The organism is Prosthecobacter sp., from assembly GCF_044226605.1.
GTDB lineage: Bacteria > Verrucomicrobiota > Verrucomicrobiia > Verrucomicrobiales > Verrucomicrobiaceae > Prosthecobacter.
Genome location: NZ_JBGAGS010000016.1, coordinates 43541 through 57836, shown reverse-complemented (window position 1 = coordinate 57836; position 14296 = coordinate 43541). Strand labels below are relative to the sequence as shown.

Below are 14296 nucleotides of genomic sequence, written 5' to 3'. Positions count from 1 at the left end.
TTCCAGAGGCGAGGGGTGATGCGGTGAGTTGTGGCGAAACGCGAGCGGTTTAGGCTCAGGTTAATTTTCAGTTTTCAATTTTCAGTTCTCAGTTTGCAATTTCTTGGCGCATGAAAACTCGTTGAACGGACGAAGACATCTCACGCCTTCGCCGAAGGAGCCGGCCCGCTTTCAATCATCGCCCAGGCGTTGTGATTGTGGATGGACTCGTAGTTTTCTGCCTCGACGCGGAACCAGGTGATGCGGGGATGGGCCTTGGCCTTGACGGCAATGTTGCGCACGAGGTCTTCGACGAAAACGGGATTGTCGTAGGCGGCTTCGGTGACGTGCTTTTCGTCGGGGCGCTTGAGCAGGCTATACAATTCGCTGCTGGCGCTGGACTCGACGAGTTCAAGGAGGTCTTCGATCCAGACGGGGTCGCTGAAGCGAACGGCGAGGGTGACGGTGCCGCGCTGATTGTGCGCACCGCGGGCGCTGATGGCCTTGGAGCAGGGGCAGAGGGTGGTGACGGGGACTTCGACGGTGAGGACGAAGTCGGTGGTGGCCTTGTCGGTGTTTACTTCAAAGATGACGCCGTAGTCCAGCAGGCCTTCGGCGCCGGAGACGGGGGCTTTTTTGGCGCGGAAATAGGGGAACTTCATCTCCACGTGGGCTTTGTCGGCGTGGAGCTTTTTCATGAGCTCGCGCGGCATGGCGACGATGTTGGAGACGGTGAGCTCCTTGCCGTGGGCATGAAGCACCTCCACAAAGCGGCTCATGTGGGTGCCTTTGAAGTGATGCGGGAGATCAACAGCGAGTGAGACGGTGGCGACGGTGTGCTGAACGGCGGAGTCGCGGTCGCGGATGCTCAACGGGAAGCGCAGGCTGCGCACGCCGACGCGGTCGATGGGCAGGCGGCGTTCATCGCGTTCGTTCTGAGTGTCGGTAAGGGCGGACATGGCTGGAAATGAAACTTCCCACTGCCGCAAGATGCAACAGTGGGAAGCGGATCAAAAGAAACCCATCAGGGGCGGAGCAAATCAGGCCATGAGGTTCACAGCGCGGGAGCGCTTGATCTCACGGACGACTTTGCGATGCAGCCAGGCAGGAAGACCGGTGATGCGGCGGGGGATGAGCTTGCCGGATTCCGTGGTGAAACGGGCGAGCAGCTCGGGGTTGGTGTAGAGGATCTTCTCCACCGGGATGTCCACACGGCGGCGCGGCATCTTGCGATTGGCGCGGCGGAAGTTGGACATGCGTTCTTTGGTCTTCGGTTGCATGGCAGTCTGGGGTAAAAAATTAGCGGGTTTCGCGGTGAAGGGTGCGCTTCTTCATGAAGGGATTGAACTTCACCTTCTCAAGACGACCGGGGGTGCGGACGCTCTTCTTATTCCGCGTAGTCACGTAGCGGGAGGGGGGCATACCGGCGGCTTTCGCTTCGGTGCATTCAAGGGTGATGATTTCTCGCGGCATAAATTTGGGGCGCGGAGGCTAGGTTATTCCTTGGAGAAGTCAAGCGATTCGCCAGAGTTGTTGCTGGAAGAGCTCGGAGCGGTGTCATCTTCGTCCTTGTCGTCGTCGGCGGCGTCGTCTGCATTGTCGAGGCCAAAGAGGGAGTGGACTGGGCGGCTCCAGCGGCCGCTCATCTGGCTGCGCTCGATCTTTTCCTGGTAGGCGACGGAGAAGCGGGCGAAGGGCATGGCCTCGAGGCGCTCTTCCGGAATCTGGGTGCCGGTGCCTTCGCAGACGCCGTAGGTGCCGGTCTCGATGCGCTTGAGGGCCTCATTGATCTCATAGAGGGCGTCCTGCTCCTTGCCGAGGAGGCTGAGGGCGAAGTCGCGGTCATAAGCGTCGCTGCCAGCGTCTGCCTGATGCATGCCGAAAGCGGAGGAGTCGCCATTTTCATTGCGGATGGTCTCGCTGGCGACGCCTTCGATGGAATTGAGGTAGGCATCGCGAAGCTCGACGAGGCGCTGCTTCTGCTTCTTGAGGAAGGGGGTCATCTTGACCGGGCCTTTGGCGATCTCGATGGTGATGCCTTCTTCCTCACGATTGAGGCGGGAGCGAGGGGTGCCGGCGGTGGAGCCGGAAATGCGGCCTTTGGGAGCCAGGGGCACGGGAGCGGTCTTGGAAGAGGGCTTGGCGGGCTTTGCAGGGGCGGGGGCCGGAGCCGGGGCTGGAGCAGGAGCGGCCGCTTTTGCAGGGGCGGGGGCTGGTGCTGGTGCTGGAGCGGCCTTGGCGGCGGGTTTCTCCGCCTTGGCAGGAGCGGCGGACTTTTTAGCGGGAGCTGAAGCGGGTGCTGCCTTGGCGGCGGCTTTTTTTGCGGGGGCGGGCTGCTTGGCGGGGGCTTTTTTCGGAGCGGGTTTCTTCACAGGCTTGGGGGAGGGTTTCTTAGGAGCGGGCTTTGAGGGCGCCGCTTTTTTTGGGAGGGGTTTCTTGGCCGTTTTGACGGCTTTGGCGGGAGCTGGCTTTGACTTCGACTTCACCGCTTTGACCGGAAGTTTTTTCGCGGGCTTGGAGGCGGACTTCTTAACTGCGGGTTTCTTGGATTTCGCAGGCATGACTTTGGCGGTGTTGGTTTAGTCGAGGGACATCTCTCTTAGGGCACCTGGCCACAGGGCGGAAAAAGAGGCGCGGATTCTGGCTGCGGATGTGAAAACGCGCAACCAGTATTCCAACGCCGCCACAAGGTTCCCATTTGCAGGCATTTATTTGCCAAGTTGCGCCCACCGAGGGGGAGCCTAGGTTGCAGAACATGAATGCCGAGCCCCCCTCAAGTTCCGCGCTTTCCAGCCTGTGGCAGCAGATCCGCGCCGTGCTGGACCTGGTGCTGGACCTGTCCTTCAAGCGCTACGTGACGCCGCACCTGGTGCGGATGCTGTATGTGCTGAGCCTGCTGGCGGCGCTTTTTTATGCGGGTGTGTGGATGTTCAGCGGCTTCTGGGGCTTCGTCACGGCACCGCTGGCCTTTTTGCTCTACCTCATCGTCGCACGCGTGGCGGTGGAGCTGATTTTGGCGATCTTTCGGATCGCGGAGCATATCGCGCCGTTGGATGGGGAGGCATCGAAGGAGATTGGGAAGACCAGGCGATAGGAAATGGTGGTCGGAAAGGAGGTGGGAAGGACTTTGTGAAATTTTTCACAAATTGCGGTTGCCGCCCCTCGCTGCGTCCTGATAATCGAGGTGCCGATGTCCACTCCCCTGCTCGCCACTTACGATCTCCTTGCGCTCTCCATCTCGGTGGGAAAGATCGTGTTTTTGACCTTCCTTGTCATCCTGCCGCTGGTCTCGATCGCCGTTTATTTTGAGCGACGCATCTCGGCCGTGATCCAGGACCGCGTGGGTCCGAACCGTGTGGGAGTGCCGCTGACGCTGTTTGGGTTCAAGAAAGACTGGCAGCCCTTTGGCATCGGTGGTCTGGCGCAGGCGGCGGCGGACGGCCTGAAGTTCATCCTGAAGGAGGACTTTGTGCCGGCGCATGTGCGCAAGTTTTACTACTGGCTGGCCCCGTGCATGACGGTGGTGCCGGCGCTGCTGACGTGCGTGGTGCTGCCGTTTGGCAGCGAGCTGAACCTGACTTCTTTTGGAATCGTGGAACCGATCAAGCTGGTGATCGCAGACCTGAGCGTGGGGCCGCTTTTCACCTTCGCCATCGCTTCGATCGGTGTGTATGGCATTGTGCTGGCGGGCTGGGCTTCGAACTCGAAGTATCCCTTCCTGGGCGGTGTGCGCGCGAGTGCGCAGATGATCTCGTATGAAATGTCGCTGGGGCTTTCGATCATCCCGGTACTGATGATTTTCGGCGAGCTGAACCTGACGAAGATGTCCGCGTTTCAAGATGCGAACGGCTGGCTGCTGCTGCCGCTGTGGGGCGAGGGCCTGAGCCTGTCCCGCTGGGTGCTGCTGATTCCGATCGTGATCTCGTTTGTGATCTTCACGGTCTCGATGTTTGCGGAGACGAACCGTCTGCCGTTTGACCTGGCGGAGTGCGAAACGGAACTCGTCGCAGGCTACCACACGGAATACAGCTCGATGAAGTTTGCGCTGTTCTTCATGGGTGAGTATGCGGCGATGATCATCGGCTCGGGCATGGCGGTGACGCTGTTCCTCGGCGGGTGGAGCATCCCGTTTGGGCCGGAGCTTTCGAAGCTGACGGGCCTGCAGTTCCACTACACACCGGGCACGACGCCGCTGTACACCGGACTGCTGCACATTGCGACGTTCTTTGCCAAGGTGTTCGCCTTCATCGTCTTCTTCATCGTGATCCGCTGGACGCTGCCGCGCTTCCGCTTTGACCAGCTGATGGCGCTGGGCTGGAAGGTGTTCTTCGAGCTGGCGCTGGCGAATGTGTTTCTGACGGCGCTGCTGATGTGGGCGTTTCCGCTGAAGTGATCCTGCAGAAGCCTGGAGGGCGGGCGAAGGGCGGGTGATTATTCGATTGCATCTCAGTCGGATAACGAGTTTTATGACGCACCTTTTCTCGTGACCGAGCCTTCGCATTCTTCTGCCGCGTCTCCTGATGAGGCATCTTCCCTGTTCCAACCTGCCTGCCCGCTGGCGGAGGTGCTGGTGACGGAGGAATTGAAGAGCCGGCCCTCGCGCGAGCCAGATCTTGCTGTGGAGAACGCCACGCTGCGGGAACTGGCCAGCCACCTGACGGAGGATCCGCGGACGGTGCTGCAAAAGCTGGTGGAACGAACGATGCGCCTGTGCCGGGCAGGATCGGCGGGGATCAGCCTGGAGGAGGTGGAGGATGGCAAGGAGATCTTTCGCTGGCGTGCGGTGGCAGGTGAAATGAGCTGTTTTCTGGGAGGAACGATGCCGCGTGTCTTCAGCCCCTGCGGCGTGACGGTGGAGAGAAAGCAGGCGCAGCTGATGAAGCACCTGGTGCGCCACTACCCCTATGCGGAAGGGCTGGGAGTGCCGCTGACAGAGGTGCTGCTGGTGCCGTTTTTCCGCCAAGGCAGGGCGATCGGCACGATGTGGGTGGTGTCCCACCACGTGACGCCCGCGTTTGATGCGGAGGATGCGCGGCTGATCGAGGGGCTGTGCCAGTTTACCTCTGTGGCGGTGGAAGCTCTCTACACCTTGGAGTCTGTCAAACGCACGCAGTTTCAGCTTTCGGAAGTGCAGACGAAGCTGGAGGCGGCGCTGGATGCGGGCGCCATCGCCACGTGGTCGTGGGACATTGCCCGAGACCGGGTGTTTGCCGATGCTGCGTGTGCGGAGATTTTCGGCGTCTCCGCCGAGGATGCCGCAGGCGGGCCGCTGGCCGTTTACGCCAGTGCGATGCATCCGGATGACCGTGAGCGAGTGCGCCGCGACATCGTGGCAGCGGTGGAGCAGGACCGCCGCTATGAATCTGAATACCGCCTGACGGCCGCCGGCGGGACGGAGCGCTGGGTGATGGCGCGTGGCACGCTGATGCGCGATGAGCAACGGCAGCCCGTGCAGCTGGCGGGCGTGCTGGTGGACATCACGGCACGCAAGACGGAGCAGCTCCTCCGGGAGCAGCAGCAGCATGAACGGTGGAGCGCAGAGCGCGAAATGAACGAGGCGCTGCGGGAGGCGCGCGACCAGGCGCTGGCAGCCTCAAATGCGAAGGATGATTTTCTGGCGGCGCTCTCCCACGAGCTGCGCACTCCGCTCAATCCTGTGCTGCTGCTGGCGAGCGACGGCGCGGGCAACCCCGCCTACCCGCCGGAGGTGCGGGAGGATTTTGAGAGCGTGCGCAAAAACATTGAGCTGGAGGCGCGCCTCATCGACGACCTGCTGGACGTGACGCGGATCACCCGCGGCAAGCTGAAGCTGGACCTGGCCGCCGCAGACCTGCACGCGATCCTGCATGATGCGGAGAACAAGGTGCATGCCGACGCGATGGGAAAGGAGATCCGCATTCACTGGGCGCTGGAGGCCGGGCATGCACGCGTGTGGGCAGACCCGGTGCGGCTGCAGCAGTTGTTTTGGAACGTCCTGAAAAACGCGGTCAAGTTCACGCCCCGCGGCGGAAGCATCCGCATCGAAAGCAGCAACACTGACGATGGCGGCCGCATCTGCGTGCGCGTGCAGGACAGCGGCATTGGCATTCCGCCTTCTGATCTGCCCGGGATCTTTGAAGCTTTTGCGCAAGGCGCGAATCTGGAGCGCGAAGGCACCCATCTTTTTGGCGGATTGGGGCTGGGGCTGGCGATCTCCCAGCGCATCATGCAGATGCACGAAGGCGAGATCCAGGCCAGCAGCGCGGGAGCAAACCAGGGAGCCTGCTTTACCATCGAGATACCTGTGCTGCTGCAGGAGGCCCCGGGAACGCCAGGAGACGCAGGCCCGCCAGCCCCTGCAGCGGGCGAGGCACGCGACGCGCAGGCATGCGGCGTGGACGAAGACAAAACGCCTGCCGGACGCCTGCGCATTCTCATCGTGGAGGACCATGAGCCGAGCCGGGACGTGCTGGAGCGGCTGCTCACCCGGAGGCAGTACGACGTCACCACAGCGACGACAGGGCAGCAGGCCTGCGCGTGCGCCGCCAGCCAGGAGTTTGACCTCATGATCTGCGATTTGGGCCTGCCGGATACGGACGGCCACGAACTGCTGCGGCAGATTCACCGCCTGCGCCCCGGCCTGCCTGCCATCGCGCTGACGGGATACGGTGCCGAAAGCGACGTCCGCAGATCGAACGTGGCCGGATATTTCAGGCACCTGACCAAGCCGCTGAATCTCGCCCAACTAGAGGAGGTGCTGGCTGAAATCCGTGCCGGCCACCCGCGAGGGTGAAGCCTGAGGGGCGATGGTCCGTCCGTCGAAGGCCTCGGTAACGTCACGCCTCGATCTGGCGTCTGGGAAGGCATTTCTGGACGGCCATGGCGAGGAAGGCGCCGAGGAAGCCGCCGCAGAGGTCGGCGATCCAGTCCCAGACATCGCCGCCACTGCGGCCGGGGGTGTGGAGCTGGTGCCATTCGTCAAAGCCGCCGACGGCGGCGCAGAACAGGACGGAAGCGAGGATGGCGATGCGGGTGGACCGGGCAAAACCGGCGAGACGCAGGCCGAGGAGGAAGCACATGCCGCCGGCGGAAAAAAAGATCGCGTGTTCGAACTTGTCCACGCCTTCGAAAGTCGCGGGAGAAGGCAGATGGCTCTGGGAGGAGAGCCAGTAAAGGGTGCCGAACCAGAGCAGGACTAGAAAGCGCCAGAGCGTGGGGGAGGAGAAGAGGCGCGGCAGTTTCATGCTTCCGCGGTGGTATCATGACGGAAGGAAACAGCAAGCGGGATTCGTGGGATGCAGCGGAGTGATGGAGCTCGCGCATGAAGCGCTCTACGAAGGCGGTGGGGCATTCGTGAGGACTTGAAGGACAGAAACGAGCCAAAGAACGCAGCATTCCAATTCCACGCTCTATTTTGCGCGCGCCCGTTCCGCAGCGCCAAAGCGATAGACAAGTGCGGGGGTGGGCGTAAAGCTTCGCCCGATTGATTCAATCCATTCCAACCCAATCATGAAACTGCACCTCGCTCTCGCCGCTTTTTTCACCGCACTTTCCTTTGCCACCGCAGGGGAGAAGGAAATCTTCAATGGCAAGGACCTGACCGGATGGGAAGGCAACAAGGAGCTGTGGAGCGTGGTGGATGGCACGATCACCGGCAAGACGCCGGCAGCTCCCGCTGACCCGGCCAAGCCGGACGCTCCGGTGAAAAGCATTCTGAAGCACAACACCTTCCTGGTGTGGAAGGGCGGCACGGTGAGCGACTTTGAGCTGACGTTTCAATACCGCATCGAAAAAGGAAACTCCGGTCTGCAGTATCGGAGCAAGGAACTGCCAGCGGGAGAGAACGGCCCGATCATCAGCGGCTACCAGGCGGACTTTGAAGCGGGCAAGACCTACAGCGGCATCCTTTACGAAGAGCGCGGGCGCGGCATCCTGGCGAAGCGTGGTGAGAAGACGGTGATCAAGCCTGCGGCGGATGGCGGCAAAAAAGCGGTGGTGGAAGTGACGGGCAGCGTGGGAGACAGCGCCGCGATCCAGGCCAGCATCAAGAACGAAGACTGGAACGAGTACCGCATCGTGGCCAAGGGCAACCATGTGCAGCATTTCATCAACGGCATGCAGACCATTGATGTGACGGACGAGGACGCCGCCAACGCGCCGAAGGAAGGCCTGCTGGCGCTGCAGATCCACGCCGGCCCGCCGATGGTGGTGCAGTTCAAGAATTTCAAACTGGTGGAGACGAAGTAAGCCAGTTCTGCGGGAACTTCTTATCCATGCCTGGCGGCGGAGCGGCGTAACTGCCTGCGTCCGCCGCTTTTTTGTTGTCGTTTATCGTTCCGAAGGCCGGGATCAAAAGGGACAATCTTTTTGAGAAACGGGCCAGCCGTGCTTTGTTATTTACTTCATCATGCCCCGCCTGTTTCTCTCCACGCTTCTCCTGCTGACCTTTGGCTTTGCCGTCAATGCTGCCGCAGACACTGAATACCTCGTCGTCAGCGGCGGACCCGCAGTGCGGCAGTTTGAGGATCTGCGCCGGCCGGGGGAGCAGCATGACCGCTGGTGGGGCAACTTCATCCGCACGGCACGCGTGCGCATGCAGGAGATTCACAACACGGCACCGGCAGGCACCCGCATCACCTGGCTGGTGTATCGGGATGGGTATGTGCGGCGCGGCGCGGCGGATCACCAGGCCCTGACGGCGAATGTGGAGTCGGTGCCCAAGGCCTACCCGTACATTCATCTGGTGTGGTTCCGCACCACGGACGAACTGATTCACTACATCAACAACGGGGCGTCAGGCCGCAGCGGGCTGAAGATTTCGGGGTTTGAGTACTTCGGGCACTCCAACAAGTTCAGCTTCATGTTTGACTACAGTTCGGACACGTACGCCACCTCCACGGCATGGCTGCATGAGCATGATCTGCGGAAGATCAGCCGCTGGGCCTTCAGCGGCAAGGCCTACTGCCAGAGCTGGGGCTGCCACACGGCGGAGAGCTTCAGCCAGGCATGGAAGCGTGCCACGGGCACCAAAATGGTGGGTGCGCAGGGCAAGACGGACTACTCGGACATGCATTTGCGCGACTGGCACGTGGGGCTTTCCAGCGGGGCGCGGTGGGTGCGGTAGGCGGGACCTGGGAATCAGCGCCGGGCGGAGCTGAGCTCTTCTACCAAGAAGAATGAGGGGCTTCGGCGGCTTCGTTTTCACAATCCCAGGGCAGATGCAGCTTCGCTGCCATCTCATTCGTCCTCGCCGGCTGCAGCACTCCCAGCGCAACCAAGATTCGGAGTATCTGGGTGAAGAGGGAGAGCTGATCATCCAGCTCTGCTGGCACTCCATTTCGGACGGCCTCAGCCTGCATGGCCACTGGTCAGAGTATGCTCCATCCAGAGGAGTCAAGCCGTTGAGGCGGGGGGCGACGTTGGGGCTGGTGTGAGCGCTGACCAACAGGCAGGAGGGCCTGTCGTACTTCCTGCCAGCGCAGGCGAGCGGCAGCAAGATGTCTTGAGGACCTGAACTTAGCAGTTGCCTTGGAAGTTCGTTTTACTTCCCGCTCCACACAAACGTCACCGGTTTGTCGATGTCGGGGTGGACGCTGTGGTGGACGGGGCAGCCGAGGGCGGTGGCTTCGAGGAGCTTGCGGTCGGGGTGGTCTTCCGGAAGGGGGATCTCGATGGTGATGGGCAGTCCCACGATGCGGCGGGGGCTGTCTGCGCTCATGTGCTTTTCCACGCTGACCTTCATGCCGGCGATGTCATAACCCTTTTGCTGGGCCTTGATGCCGATGACGGTGGCCATGCAGGTGGCCAGGGCGGTGGCGACGAGGTCGGTGGGGCTGAAAGACTCGCCTTTGCCGTGATTGTCCACGGGGGCATCTGTGAGCAACTGACCCTGGGAGGGGCCATGGGTGGCACGGCAGCGCAAGCCGCCTTCGTAGTCAACGCTGATGGAGACGGCCATGGGAAAGAGGGGAGTCTTGGAGAGATGGAGTGTTGGGGAGGGAGAGGCAGTGCTCGGTTCCCTGCTTCAAAACTCCATCACTGCTAAGAGTGGGACTTGAGGGGGGAAATTACTGCACGGTGATGAGGCCATTCATGAGCATGAAGTGGCCAGGGAAGGTGCAGAAGAAGGGATACTCGCCAGCGGCGGCGACGGTGAACTCGATGGTCTCGCTCTTGGTGGCCTGGACGAGGCCGGTGTGGGCGAGAATGTCCGGAGAGTCAGGGATGAAGCCTTTGTCCACAAGGGTCATGCCGGCGGTGGCGATGGCGGTCATCTTGTCCTTGGTACCCACTTTGCCAACGACAATGTTGTGCGGCAGAGGCAGGGGGTGGGAGTTGTTGAGGGTGAGCTTGATCTTCTGGCCCACCTTGGCGCTGATGGCCTTGGTGTCGAACGCCATGCCGCTGGGGCCGTCGGGCTTGATGGTGACTTCCAGCGTGGGCAGGTCTGCCGCAGGGGCGGCGGGAGCGGCAGCGGCCGTGGAGAGGTTTTCAGCCTTCGGCTTCGGGCGCAGGGAGCCCAGGCCTTCCGCCACAAAGGCAAGCACCCAGAGCAGCACGACACCACCGAGAATGGTACCGATGACCTTGTTGAGGAGAGACCAGATGGAGGAGGAGTTTTCCGAAGAGGAGGAGTGGGCGGACATGGGCTGGAAATGAGGGATTGAACAGGCATCAGAGCACAGCGGCGCGTGAAAGCAACCGCCGTGTGGCTTACGGCTGAGCGCCGGCCACCACGCCCTCCATGGCGCGCCCGATCAGAGGGGCGTCGGTTTCCAGAAGGTCATTGTGATGGCCGCCGGGGATCTCGTGAAAGGTGACGACCTGCGGGTGGGCCTGGGAGAGCTCACGGCCCATGCGCACGGGGATCACCTCATCGTCCCCGCCGTGAAAGATGACGAAGCGGGCGCCCGGACGGGCGGCGACATGGCCAAGTGCCTTTTGATTGTCAAAACGGTGGCGGTTCAGGTGGCAGAGGGGCCAGCCGAGGACGATGCGGCCCATGTCCGTCATGGTGGTGAAGGGAGACAGCAGCACGCCGCGGCGGACATCGAGATCATCCGCGGCCATGAGTGCGGCGGCAGAGCCGAGGGAATGACCAAGCACGGCCAGGCGCGGGTGCATGTCTGCCGGGGTGGTCTGGAGGTGCGCGGCCAGTGCGGCCACGGCGGCCTTGCCACTTTCGCGGATGCGGTCGGGGGTCGGCTCGCCTTCGCACTCGCCGTAGCTGGGGTAGTCGATCAGCAAGTAGGCATGGTGAACGTCCCACCCGGGTGTATGGCGCAGCCAGTCGAGCGCCAGGGAGCCGTTTCCGGCAAAACAGAGCCAGATGGTCTGCGGCAGGCCGGAGGAAGGCGGCGAATGCGGCGGGATGTAGAAGGCCGTCTGCGCCCCCTGCGAGGTCGTGTAGCGAATGCGCTCCCCTTTGGCCTTGCGGAGCGCCGTTTCATACTCGGCGCGGTATGGATTCGGGAAGTAAATGAGCCGGGACTGGCAGCTGAGCAGGAAGATCACAGGCGTGAGAACGATGATGGCGACGATGCGCAGGACGCGATTCCAGAGGGACATGGAGAATCAGTCAGGTGAATAGGTTTTGGATTTCAGCCTGCCGTTTTCAAAAGCCAGGAAAATGCCTTCACAGTTGGGCTCGGTGGTGTGCTCCGGGTGCATGAAAAAGGTGATGCTGCGCTCGTCCTCCACCAGGATGCTGGGCTTTTTACGCGGGCCGCCCTCCGGGTAAAGCCGGGCCTGGACGGCCATGACCTCGTCCCGCGTCATGCCGAGCTGGATGTCAGCAAAGAAAGTCTTGTAGCTGCGGTAGCGGGCGTCGATCCACTCGGGGTAGGCGGAGGCCAGAACCAGGCCTGCCGGGGCAAGCGTGAGCACAGAGATGAGCACGAGGAGCAGCTTCAATCCAAGGCGGCGCACGCGAAAGGCGATGAAGAGCATGAGCACCGTGGACGCAATACCAAGCGCGGCGAGCACGAAGATAGGATGCGGGGAGGAGAGGCTCATGCGGCGGGATTTTGAGCCGTGGCGGATGGAAAGGCGATCAAAAAGAGGCGGGATGAAACGGGGATGCGGGCGATGCTTTCTTTTTAGCGCACCGGCGTCCAGCGGAGGCGGTAGAAGCAGCTGCCCTGGGGGGCGGTGGGTTTCTGCCAAGTGTAGGTGAAGGAGGCCGTGGTGTCTGCGGTGCGAATGGTCTGCTCGGTCGTCCAAGTGGGAGTCGCGAGATTGGGCGTGCTTTCGAGGGTGTAGCTAATCTGGGGATCGAGGCCGGAGAGATCCAGAAACAGCTGGCCGCCGCTGAGGCGCGGTGACACAGCGGGGCCGAGGCCGAGCTGGGTGTCCCAGGCGAGACCGTAGGAAACGCTGCTGGCGCTGGTCGTGGAGACGGCGAGCATGTACTGCCCAGGCGGCAGATTGTAGCAAAACAGGTGCTCCACATTGTCCACGCTGCTGGTGGAGGAGTAGAGCGGCGTGGTCCCTGGGGTGAGGCCGGTGGAGGCGTAGAGTTTCAGGTTCAGGTCTGCAAGGGTGCTGCTGTAGGCGCGAGGAAAGCCTGAGACCTTGCGGTGCCAGGTCAGCGCGGCGGAGAAGGTGGTGCCGTAGCGCCCGGCAGGGATGCTGAAGAAGTAACTGCGCCCGGCAGCGGCATTGGTGGTGGCGTAGTCCCAGCCACGGGAGGGAGACTCGGTGATGGTGGAATAGGTGTGCTGGCCGGCCTGCTGAATATAGTAGGCATTGCGGATGTTCAGTTCTCCAGCACCGAAAACGGAATCGTAGGGGGTAGCATCGGTCTGGCGCAGCCATTGGGGGAGGTTCCGCTTAGAGGCTCCGGCGAGCATCTGGGCCTTGATGACCTGGGGCATTTGCGCATTCGCGCTGCCGGAGGCGAGGGCGGAGGCGGATTGCAGCAGGGCGGCCGCGGTACCGGCGATGGCGGGAGAGGCGTAGCTGGTTTCGGAGACATTGACGACGAGGTCGGGTTTCATGCGGCCGGAGCCGTCGGTGTTGGTGCCGCCCAGGCTATGGATTCCTGTGCGAACTCCGGCGGTGAGGGCGTGGTAATTGTTTCCCAGAAGGGGCGGGATGGCGCCGGTGCTATTGTCCAGCGCGACGGAGACGATGCGATTGTCCCGATTGATCATGAGATCCAAGCTCCGCAGCAGCTGGGGATCGGTGGTGGTATCCGCACTGCCTTTCCAGCTGTGATTCTGCACGCGCGCCCCGAAATCCGTCGGTCCCGTGGCTGAATAGAGGCCGGTGAGGAAATCGTTTGCCGTGTACATGCGGATGTCCGTGGCGCCTTGTGCGACGCCGGTGCCATTGGCATAAAAGTAGTAGGCCACGGACTGCGCGTGGCTGAGCACCACGCCCGCCCCGGAGCCGGCGGTAAACGTTTTGCCAGCGTAAGTGTCTGCGCCCACGAAAGTACCCGGGCCGCCGGCCTGGGGCAGGTAATTGGGCGGCGAGGTCTGGTCATTGGCCTCGGAATCCAGCAGGATGATGCCCGCGCCGGTGGGCATGGCCGCTCCGAGTTCGGCGGCCAGCTGGGTGTAGCCGATGTCATCGCGCCAGTCTGCGCGCAACACCACGCCGCAGCTGAGCAGGAACAGAGACGCCAGCCACCAAGGTGGAAGAAAGGCGGCAGCTTGAAGGTGGCGGTAAGGAATCATGCAGCTGTGGTAAAGACAGCGCCTGGCGGCGAGGCGTTTGCGAAAAGTGACAGATTATGCGGTTTTCTCATGCGGCCAGAACAGAAGACGGAGACGATCTGTTTGCTGAACCATGCACCCTGCGGATTCAGCCTCGAAGTTTCAAGCCGCCGTCACCGCCTCCGGAAAGACGGTGGAGAGCCTCGGTGCCGAGGGGGCGCTGGAGCAGATGACGGCCTTCTACCGAAATGTGCGTGCGGAGGACTGCGTGCTGGATGAGGAGGAGGGAGACACGCTGCTGTGCGAGTGGGGCATGCATGAGGAGGGACCGGTGCCGGGCTTTCAACTGGAGTTCACCCGGCATTTTATGGAACCCGGAAATGAAGATGAGGATGGCATGAGCCAGCTGTCTCTGACGCTGTACTACTCCCCTTCCCCGGACCTTCAGGCGCTGGAGCATGGGACGCGCCTGTGCACCACGCCGGACGGAGCGAATGAATTTGAAAGGGCGGTGCGCTCGAGCGAGGCATTTCAAGCCGTGGCGAAGCTGAAACCGGTGAAGACGGATGTGGCATGGTACGAGGTGTGATCTTGGGCGAGAATGCCGTTTTCAGCCCAACTGGCCAGGACGTGAAACACGTATTCTTTCTGGGGAGCCGAACTGGCGAAACAACCAC

The 14296-nt window shown here is 62.0% G+C and carries 16 protein-coding genes; 6 read left to right on the top strand and 10 right to left on the bottom strand.

Annotated features, from left to right (window positions below; all coding sequences use genetic code 11):
• Nucleotides 1–140: 140 nt before the first annotated feature.
• The 4 genes from folE2 to ACILSO_RS21665 form a co-directional block, all read right to left on the bottom strand.
• Nucleotides 141–938, bottom strand: a complete 798-nt coding sequence (gene folE2, locus ACILSO_RS21680) for a GTP cyclohydrolase FolE2 (protein WP_395739552.1) — start codon at nucleotides 936–938, stop codon at nucleotides 141–143.
• Between the two features lie 81 nt (nucleotides 939–1019).
• Entirely contained in the window at nucleotides 1020–1259 is a 240-nt protein-coding gene (rpsR, locus tag ACILSO_RS21675; protein ID WP_395739551.1) for a 30S ribosomal protein S18, read from the bottom strand.
• A 19-nt stretch (nucleotides 1260–1278) separates the two neighbouring features.
• A complete protein-coding gene (gene rpmG / locus ACILSO_RS21670) occupies nucleotides 1279–1452 on the bottom strand; it encodes a 50S ribosomal protein L33 (protein ID WP_395739550.1) in 174 nt (57 codons plus the stop codon).
• 23 nt (nucleotides 1453–1475) lie between these two features.
• Nucleotides 1476–2540: a TraR/DksA family transcriptional regulator gene (locus tag ACILSO_RS21665; RefSeq protein WP_395739549.1), complete on the bottom strand. Its 1065-nt coding sequence runs from the start codon at nucleotides 2538–2540 to the stop codon at nucleotides 1476–1478.
• A 194-nt stretch (nucleotides 2541–2734) separates the two neighbouring features.
• On the opposite strand from ACILSO_RS21665, the gene ACILSO_RS21660 reads away from it, so the two are divergent.
• From ACILSO_RS21660 to ACILSO_RS21650, 3 genes are all read left to right on the top strand, one after another.
• A complete protein-coding gene (locus ACILSO_RS21660) occupies nucleotides 2735–3073 on the top strand; it encodes a DUF4282 domain-containing protein (RefSeq protein WP_395739548.1) in 339 nt (112 codons plus the stop codon).
• A gap of 96 nt (nucleotides 3074–3169) precedes the next feature.
• A complete protein-coding gene (locus ACILSO_RS21655) occupies nucleotides 3170–4372 on the top strand; it encodes an NADH-quinone oxidoreductase subunit H (protein WP_395739547.1) in 1203 nt (400 codons plus the stop codon).
• Between the two features lie 90 nt (nucleotides 4373–4462).
• Nucleotides 4463–6751: an ATP-binding protein gene (locus ACILSO_RS21650; protein WP_395739546.1), complete on the top strand. Its 2289-nt coding sequence runs from the start codon at nucleotides 4463–4465 to the stop codon at nucleotides 6749–6751.
• A gap of 43 nt (nucleotides 6752–6794) precedes the next feature.
• Here ACILSO_RS21650 and ACILSO_RS21645 read toward each other — a convergent pair whose 3' ends face one another.
• Nucleotides 6795–7202, bottom strand: coding sequence for a VanZ family protein (locus ACILSO_RS21645; protein ID WP_395739545.1), 408 nt, complete (start codon nucleotides 7200–7202; stop codon nucleotides 6795–6797).
• 265 nt (nucleotides 7203–7467) lie between these two features.
• Here ACILSO_RS21645 and ACILSO_RS21640 point away from each other — a divergent pair, with 265 nt between their 5' ends.
• Both ACILSO_RS21640 and ACILSO_RS21635 read left to right on the top strand, forming a co-directional pair.
• Complete coding sequence (locus ACILSO_RS21640) at nucleotides 7468–8205, top strand: DUF1080 domain-containing protein (RefSeq protein ID WP_395739544.1); 738 nt, start codon at nucleotides 7468–7470, stop codon at nucleotides 8203–8205.
• Nucleotides 8206–8365: 160 nt separating this feature from the next.
• On the top strand, nucleotides 8366–9082 hold the full coding sequence (locus tag ACILSO_RS21635; RefSeq protein ID WP_395739543.1) for a hypothetical protein: 717 nt from the start codon (nucleotides 8366–8368) through the stop codon (nucleotides 9080–9082).
• 417 nt (nucleotides 9083–9499) lie between these two features.
• On the opposite strand, the gene ACILSO_RS21630 is transcribed toward ACILSO_RS21635, so the two are convergent.
• From ACILSO_RS21630 to ACILSO_RS21610, 5 genes are all read right to left on the bottom strand, one after another.
• On the bottom strand, nucleotides 9500–9916 hold the full coding sequence (locus ACILSO_RS21630; RefSeq protein WP_395739542.1) for an OsmC family protein: 417 nt from the start codon (nucleotides 9914–9916) through the stop codon (nucleotides 9500–9502).
• 109 nt (nucleotides 9917–10025) lie between these two features.
• On the bottom strand, nucleotides 10026–10604 hold the full coding sequence (locus tag ACILSO_RS21625; protein ID WP_395739541.1) for a plastocyanin/azurin family copper-binding protein: 579 nt from the start codon (nucleotides 10602–10604) through the stop codon (nucleotides 10026–10028).
• 67 nt (nucleotides 10605–10671) lie between these two features.
• Complete coding sequence (locus ACILSO_RS21620; RefSeq protein ID WP_395739540.1) at nucleotides 10672–11526, bottom strand: alpha/beta fold hydrolase; 855 nt, start codon at nucleotides 11524–11526, stop codon at nucleotides 10672–10674.
• 6 nt (nucleotides 11527–11532) lie between these two features.
• The gene (locus ACILSO_RS21615; RefSeq protein ID WP_395739539.1) at nucleotides 11533–11973 is read right to left on the bottom strand and encodes a hypothetical protein; all 441 of its coding nucleotides are present in this window, start codon (nucleotides 11971–11973) and stop codon (nucleotides 11533–11535) included.
• An 83-nt stretch (nucleotides 11974–12056) separates the two neighbouring features.
• On the bottom strand, nucleotides 12057–13640 hold the full coding sequence (locus tag ACILSO_RS21610; protein WP_395739538.1) for a hypothetical protein: 1584 nt from the start codon (nucleotides 13638–13640) through the stop codon (nucleotides 12057–12059).
• Nucleotides 13641–13752: 112 nt separating this feature from the next.
• Here ACILSO_RS21610 and ACILSO_RS21605 point away from each other — a divergent pair, with 112 nt between their 5' ends.
• Nucleotides 13753–14208: a hypothetical protein gene (locus tag ACILSO_RS21605; protein WP_395739537.1), complete on the top strand. Its 456-nt coding sequence runs from the start codon at nucleotides 13753–13755 to the stop codon at nucleotides 14206–14208.
• The last annotated feature ends 88 nt before the right edge of the window (nucleotides 14209–14296 follow it).